This is a genomic window from Coprobacter sp. (assembly GCF_982436375.1).
The window spans coordinates 1-7,480 of record NZ_CEWDCG010000153.1; the positions used below are offsets into that span (position 1 = coordinate 1).

The 7,480-nt window shown below is 33.1% G+C and carries 9 protein-coding genes; 1 reads left to right on the forward strand and 8 read right to left on the reverse strand.

Annotated features, from left to right (window positions below):
• The 8 genes from AC1WHX_RS08960 to nusB form a co-directional block, all read right to left on the reverse strand.
• Nucleotides 1-291 (reverse strand): DUF3078 domain-containing protein (locus AC1WHX_RS08960; protein WP_481229187.1); only part of this gene is annotated, 291 nt, incomplete at its 3' end.
• A 171-nt stretch (nt 292-462) separates the two neighbouring features.
• Nucleotides 463-1,929, reverse strand: a complete 1,467-nt coding sequence (locus tag AC1WHX_RS08965; protein WP_122338063.1) for a glycoside hydrolase family 30 protein — start codon at nt 1,927-1,929, stop codon at nt 463-465.
• Nucleotides 1,930-2,172: 243 nt separating this feature from the next.
• Nucleotides 2,173-2,781 carry a CatA-like O-acetyltransferase gene (locus tag AC1WHX_RS08970; RefSeq protein WP_302276205.1) on the reverse strand — a complete coding sequence of 203 codons (609 nt, stop codon included), beginning with the start codon at nt 2,779-2,781 and terminating at the stop codon, nt 2,173-2,175.
• A 158-nt stretch (nt 2,782-2,939) separates the two neighbouring features.
• Nucleotides 2,940-3,353, reverse strand: a complete 414-nt coding sequence (locus tag AC1WHX_RS08975) for a DUF5606 family protein (RefSeq protein ID WP_122338528.1) — start codon at nt 3,351-3,353, stop codon at nt 2,940-2,942.
• A gap of 95 nt (nt 3,354-3,448) precedes the next feature.
• Complete coding sequence (gene coaE / locus AC1WHX_RS08980; protein WP_022601238.1) at nt 3,449-4,036, reverse strand: dephospho-CoA kinase; 588 nt, start codon at nt 4,034-4,036, stop codon at nt 3,449-3,451.
• Nucleotides 4,033-5,043, reverse strand: coding sequence for a YbbR-like domain-containing protein (locus tag AC1WHX_RS08985; RefSeq protein ID WP_122338527.1), 1,011 nt, complete (start codon nt 5,041-5,043; stop codon nt 4,033-4,035). Before AC1WHX_RS08985 ends, coaE begins: the two co-directional genes overlap by 4 nt.
• Nucleotides 5,044-5,162: 119 nt before the next feature.
• The gene (gene yajC / locus AC1WHX_RS08990; RefSeq protein ID WP_009317140.1) at nt 5,163-5,486 is read right to left on the reverse strand and encodes a preprotein translocase subunit YajC; all 324 of its coding nucleotides are present in this window, start codon (nt 5,484-5,486) and stop codon (nt 5,163-5,165) included.
• 404 nt (nt 5,487-5,890) lie between these two features.
• On the reverse strand, nt 5,891-6,820 hold the full coding sequence (gene nusB, locus AC1WHX_RS08995) for a transcription antitermination factor NusB (RefSeq protein ID WP_009317141.1): 930 nt from the start codon (nt 6,818-6,820) through the stop codon (nt 5,891-5,893).
• Between the two features lie 230 nt (nt 6,821-7,050).
• Here nusB and AC1WHX_RS09000 point away from each other — a divergent pair, with 230 nt between their 5' ends.
• Nucleotides 7,051-7,371: a DUF3276 family protein gene (locus AC1WHX_RS09000; protein WP_009317142.1), complete on the forward strand. Its 321-nt coding sequence runs from the start codon at nt 7,051-7,053 to the stop codon at nt 7,369-7,371.
• Nucleotides 7,372-7,480 lie beyond the last annotated feature (109 nt).

Sequence of the window (7,480 nt, forward strand, 5' to 3'; positions counted from 1 at the left end):
GTAATTGGAATTCAAATAAATCTTATCACTGGTTTTCTTTAATCCATCTCCTCTGGTCTTATTCAATCCATAAGCCAACTCCAATCTATTTTTCCATACATGCTTATTATGTTTATAATCTGCTTGATATGTTCCTTGCAAATCAAAGGCAAAAGCATTATCCCCTCCTGTCGCCCAATTTGTAAAACTGACTTGAGTCAACTTAAGACCTGCATATCCAGAAGTCGTCCACAAAGAATCCTTAGTTTCCGCATTAATTTCAGATATACTCATCCCAACAAATAATGTCATCAACAAAAATAATTTTCGGATCGTCATAATTAGCTTTTTATAAATAAATCCAACACAATAAAATTAATATATTTTACATAACAGTTTTTAGCTTAATATTGTTTTCTTTATTTCAAAAAAAAACGGATAAACAAATCTGCTTACCCGTTTTCCACTTATTTGATATAGACTTTATTTTTTTGGTATTACAAACGTATTTATAGACCGAGATTCTAAATTCACCGGTAATATAAATTTCCCTATTCTGACTTTCAAAGGTTGTTCAAAATTTTCTTCATTTGCTGCAATAACAACAATCGAATTATCAGGATTTCTGAATGCCAACAAATTATCATATCTTCCCGAAGTCTCAATTCTTCGCGCTCCAGGCTGTACAAAATGGCTGAACTGTTTCATTAAGTAATATTCGGGGGTATATCTATATGTTTTTGTATCCTTGTCAACCGATACTAAGGAGTTCTGACGCCAGAACCAATGGCTCAGGCCATCTTCTTCTAACGAAATATTCCAATACATGTAAACAGATGTTCCATTGCTAAGATAGTGTTTCATCAGATTCCAAGTATAAAAACAATAATCCCAGCTATTCTTTCCATCTCCACATTCGCTTTCAGTCTGCACCAGCTTTAATTCAGGGTATTTTTCATGAACAGCCTTAATTGCACCTTTTCCGGCCCATTGAAAACCGATAGCCGAGACATATTTTCCTGCTTCGCTTTTCATAACGGTATCTATCATCAGATCATTTTTCCGTTCCATCGTTCCAAATAATATCTTCACTCCCAATTTCTGCATTTCCGGACCCAAATATGTTCCGACAAAACGCGATAAAGACTCGGCTGTCCAAATGCATGAAGGAAATACTTGACAAGAATTAAATTCATTTTGAGGTGCAACCATTTCAATACGAATACCTTTGGAGCGATAAGCTTCGATAAACTTTTTAAAATACAGAGCATAAGCTTTTAGATATTCGGGTTTCTGAATAAACATATCCGCCCCTTCTGCTCCTTGCTGATCAGGAGTAAGATGATTAACCGTAGTTATGCTATTACTGATCCCCAACTGTTTCATATTTTCCTGTACAGTCTCAGGATCTTGATACATACATGCATAATGTTTATTGTATTTCATCCATGTAGGGGGACACCAAGGAGAAGCCCAAAGTCTTAAATCGGGACGTACTGCCAAAGCTGCCTTAATAAACGGGATCAATGTTTCCTCATCATTGGCTATCGAAAAGTTCTCCATTTCAAAATCTTTATCCGTTTCATTATAGGAATACCAATCCCGAGAAAAATCATTTGCTCCTAAAGGCATTCGTCCGACAGAGAAGTTCATACCATCCTTACTAAAAAGATCTTTTATGATATTTTCTCTATCCTCACTATTCAACTCAGATAATGAAGTCCACCCCAGTTCATTAAAACACGCCCCAAACCCATCAATTTCCTGCATAGGATTATCTAAAAGAATTTCAACGTCCGCACTATCCACAAACTCCGACATAAAAATACCCGGATGAGAAACAAAAAGCGAATCGGCAGTAGTACTTATCCACTCGACTGCTGGACTCCGGTGCTGTGTACATGCACATAATGATATTGTCAAAATGACAATCGAAATCAGATTTTTCATGATACGATAAATTAAATGTATGTGTAAATATTGTAACAAAGTTACAGATTCTTTTATATTATTCAAATATTTCAAAAGACAAAGAGCCGGTCGTAAATTTTCCAGACAAGAAAATAAAAAAGAGCATAACGAATGACTTTCCCGTTCATTCATCATACTCTGAAAATTTTCGGCTTTAAAACTTTATAACAGTTACCTTTTCCAATAGGACAATTTAGTCAAATATTCTTTGTTTTTTCAACTTCATTCATAAGGGGTATTTAAATTTTGTTGAAATTTTTCCCAATATTGCCCCACATAATATCCGTCAACAAAACCATGATGAAAACTCATTGCAACCGGCATTTTTTTTATTCCATTATCTTCCGTTACTTTTCCGAAAATAGATAGCGGCATATTTTCTCCTGCATTCTCAGGAAATTGGAACTGCATTCCAGTAAAGCTATACCACGGATTAATACTAATGACAATAACGTCTTTTTCAGAATCGAGCCCATATGCATCACCCAAACCTTTTCGGGCCAAATCTATCTGCTCTTGAATCGACATTACGAATTCTTTTAAAGACGATTTATAAGGGACTATTACTGAAATAAAAGAGTGATCAGGAAGCGATACTGCCGTATTAAGCCTGATCGAATCAAAAAGCCAGACCTTCCCATCTATTTGCCTATACCGCAAAAACTCGATCTCATTTACAGCCTTCAATGAAGCGTACATAAGAAATTGAGAGAATTTTATTCCTAAACGTTTAGATGTATCATAAGCTTTCGAGACATCTACAACCGATGTTACCGTATAATACGGATTCGCAAAGTTCCTAAAAAAAGATAGTTTTCTTTTCTTTTCCAATTATCAATATCTACTAACTGTTTCATCTTTAGAATTTGAACTTATCTAAATTTCCCGATAAAAAACTTTAAATACTTTCCAAACAAAATACCCTGATCATTAAACAAGAAATAATTTTGTATTAATAATCAGGGTATCTATTCTCTATGTTTAAATAACTACTTCTCTGTTTTTTCTTCTTTCTCTTCTGAAAAATCGGCAAGATCTTTTTCTACAAGTAAGTTATACCAACTGAGCAGTTTTTTTATGTCGGTGGGATATACTCGCTCTCTATCAAAATCGGGCAAAATCTCCGCAAAATATTTTCTTAACACATCCGGATTCGATTTTAAATCTATAGATGACACTGCACCGTTTTCTTTTTCTTTCACTTTAATCAATACCTCCCTTAAAGGTACTTCTCCGCTTTCTGTAAAAATAGCGATATCTCCTAATGATATAACTTTATCATGAGCGTATGCTGGTGCCCGTTTTCCCGTAACTACAGACTCTACAATCAACATGTTTTTTGCTTGTGACACTAATTTATATAACCCGGGTTTTCCAGATATAGAAAGGATTGCTTTCAACATAATATCGTAATAATTTTAAAGATTAAATCGGCACAAATGTAACATTCAATATTCAATTTATCAATCGTTATACTCTTTTTTGTATCAAAAGATTCTTAACATTCAAGTTTCCCCTTATAATTCAGGCAGTTCAAAATTTGGGGTATCAAAGGTTTTTTATCATCATTTCGAATAACCTGATCTGCTTTTTTACATTTTTCAGTTTCATCTAACTGCACCGATATTCTTTGCCGCACATCTTCTTCACTACAATTATTCCTTACCATCACACGACAAATACGCATGTCTTCCGGAGCAGTAACTACCCAAACTTCATCAACAGAATTTTCGAATCCCGACTCAAACAGAATTGCAGACTCCATAAAAACAAATGCGGTTTTTTGGCGCATACACCAAGATTTAAAATCCTCCCGAACTATCGGATGAACAATCTCATTGATTCTTTGTAATAATAACAGGTCTATAAATATATAACGAGCTAATAAAACTCTATTCAATTCCTGCCCTATATATATATCTGGACCAAACATAGCGATAAGTTTATTTCGTATTTCCGGGTGTGTATTCATTAATCTTTTCGCTTCGGAATCACTGTCATATACGGGAAACCCCAATATACGAAGGAAATGGCTTACCACCGACTTTCCTGTTCCAATTCCACCAGTTATTCCTACCGATTTCATAATATTTTTTCCTCTAAAATATATTCTATGCTGTCAGGCACTACTTGCAAATGCTTAACAAAAGACGGTTGTTTCAAAACTTTTACAGCCAATTTATTCCCTGAGTTATTCTTTATCTGTCCATAATCTACTCCTATTTCTATATCCCCTGCGGTAACTTTTGCAAAATGACTGATAGGAAGCATATAGCTGACTTCTACAGTCGCCGGAAAAAGAAGCATCGTCATATTATCAGGAATATTCTCTATTTTTACTGCAAGCGTCATTTTTTTCATGGTTATCTCTTCAACAGGAACCATAATTTTCACTCTATCCGGAACAATTTTAGCACCTCTTATTTTTTTCAAAGAAAGATCATAAACTGTCGTATCTGACAAATTTCTCAAAGCAAAAGAATCTGTCTCTATCGTTTTAATGGAGTTCAGAATATAAGAAGGGGCATAGACTGTAACTGAGTCTATCCCGGAAGATATTTCTCCATTAATAACACATTGTGGAACTGTTGATACAGAGCCGACCAAACGTAACTTAAACTTCGCTCCTCTATTTTGAGAATAATATAATGTCAAAGAATCCGGAGAAATAGAAACCAAACCCGTAGTATTTTTAAGTTGTTTACGAACCAATGCGCTCAACTTCGCCAATGAAATAGTAAATTGTCCTCGTTTATTCTGATACTGATTAAAATCTATCTCGACAGGAACAAAGCGGTCTATCATATAGTTCATCATCGTTGTCCCGTTATCTCTTATACGAATGTCCAAATATTGAGGATATTCGTTTGTAATCATTACTTTATCCGGGACATTCGTAAAGCGTATAGGAATCTTGAACGAAGCCTCTACTTCTTCATTCAATGACTGCAACACCCAAAAAAGAAACGACAAACCCAAAAATAACAAAAAAGTAATAACTTCTTTGCTCCTTTCACTACGAAAAAAAACTTTTGCATTATGCAACCATTTTTTTATTTTGATTTGAATATAGCGTTCTGTAGCTTTTTTCATTTAACCAATAACTCTAATAAAACAAAGATAAAGTTTTTTATTCGAAATAAAATTACAAATAAAAAACTTTATCTTTAATAATCTCTTAAGATAAGATCTTCTACAAAAAGGCAGGCCGATTAAGCTTGGTTTGTAGTCGTCGAATCGGCAGCAGTAGCATAAATAGAAGATTTATCAATACGAATCCGTACATTATCCGCAATCTCAAGAACGATAATATTATCTTTGATTTCCTTAATCTTTCCATAAATTCCTCCGGCGGTAACGACTTTGTCTCCAACGCTCAACGCTTCACGAAACTTACGAATCTCTTTTTGCCTCTTTGTCTGAGGACGAATCATAAAGAAATAAAAAATAGCAACTAAGGCCACCATCATAATTATACTTGACCATCCAGCGCCTTGTTGTCCTTGTTGTTGCAGTAAAATTGTCAATAATGTCATAATTTCAACTTATTTGTTAAACAATTAAAGATACAGTTACAAATGCAACTGTTTTATTTAATAACAAAGATATGACAAAAAAGTGAGATTGAGAAAAAAAAATTATAGAAGAGCCCATTTAATTTTTAGAAACATTTTTTATTCTCGCTTTATCTGGAACAAAATCGATTCAATATTCCCCAAACTATCTTAGGAACTGTCTAATTTTTTCAATAAGGATATATTATCAGATCATTTTTGCGTTTTGAGATCTATAACGATATTGAGGGTATCGGTACGAAAATCTTAAAAAATTTAAACTCTGCGTTATTATGTAAAGAACATATTTTATAACCAATAGAGGCTATACAGAAATTTCTGTATAGCCTCTATTGGTTATAAAAATCATGAAATTTCAAGTCCCTCTATACTTTACCCACTAAAAAGCCGTCTTTTTTTAACTGAGAAGCGACAGCATCTAAAATTCCATTTATAAAATGTCCACTCTTTATAGTACTATATGACTTAGCTATTTCTATATATTCATTCAATGTTACCTTGACAGGAATAGTAGGAAATGATTTTATTTCTGCAATGGCAACTAACATAATGACAATATCCATAAATGCCACTCTATCAATTTCCCAATTCTTCGTATGTTGATCTATCAGAGCCTTATTAACATCAACATTCATGAGTGTTTTTCTAAAAAGCATTTTTGCAAATTCTGCATCCTCATCATCTTTAAACATCGGCAAAAGCTCCTGTTCCGCACCTTTACTTTGGTCGAACCGCTTAATCGTTTTCAATACGAAAGTAGAAATCGTTTCCAAATCATCATTCCAATAAAGACTTTGTGCTTCTAAAATTTCCGACAGATCTTCATCTTCAACAATGATGTGTTTGAATGCTTTTTTCCAGAAATCCTGATCGACAGCATATGAATCTTCTTCTGAAGCTAAATATGTTTTATAAAGGTCAGATGCCAATAAACGATCTAACAAAATACGAACAAAATCCGGCTCATTCACCCAAGAAACAGATTGACGATCGACATACTCCTTTAACATCTTATTTTCTCGCAATTGTGCGATAAAGCGATTATTTACTAAACGTGTATCCGGATTTTTATCTGCTGCAGTCGCTGTATATTTAAAACGGGCATTCTCTATACGTTTACTTTGAGCATCTGTTAATTCGATCATCAAAAGTAACAAACGGTGATACAACTCATAAGCTTTTTCCAAACTGAAAAATAATTCTTTCTCTGAAGTATCTATACTCTTATCTTTATTTACCAAATAAGAGTATACTATTTGTACAACTTTGATTCGGATTAAAATTCGATTCACCATTTTTTAAAGATCCTTTTTGTATTATGCGGCTGCAAAGGTATTACTTTTTTTATTGTACTCCGTCTTAAATGCCTATTTTTTTCTCAAAAATCAACACAAGAAAAAACGAACTTCATTATATTTCTAAAATGTTATCTCAAAATATTTGTTTCTTCAAAATAAAATAGCATATTTGCATTTGAATACATAATTAATAAAATATTTCATCACACACAAGAACATTACTTAATATGGAAAATCTGAAAAAGGAAGACACACTCAATAAGAAGGAGAATGACATAGTATTTACAAAAACACTGAAAGCCGGAAAAAGAATTTACTATTTAGATGTTAAGAAGAACAAAAAAGATGAATTTTTTCTAGCTATTACAGAAAGTAAAAAAATTATTTCCGGTGAAGACTGTAATCCCATAGTCCAGTTTGAAAAACATAAAATCTTTTTATATCAAGAAGATTTCGACAAATTCACATCAGGACTTAATGAGGTAATGACATATATCAAAGATAACTCTCCAGAAAAAGATTCAGAAGAAAAAATAGAAAGTCTTTAGTCCAATCTACAAAAGAAGAATTTTCTCTTAAAATTTTTTTATGGGGAAAAAATCTTTTCAATTTACAGATTTCAAGATATAAAAAATTCTACTTTATACGAATATACTC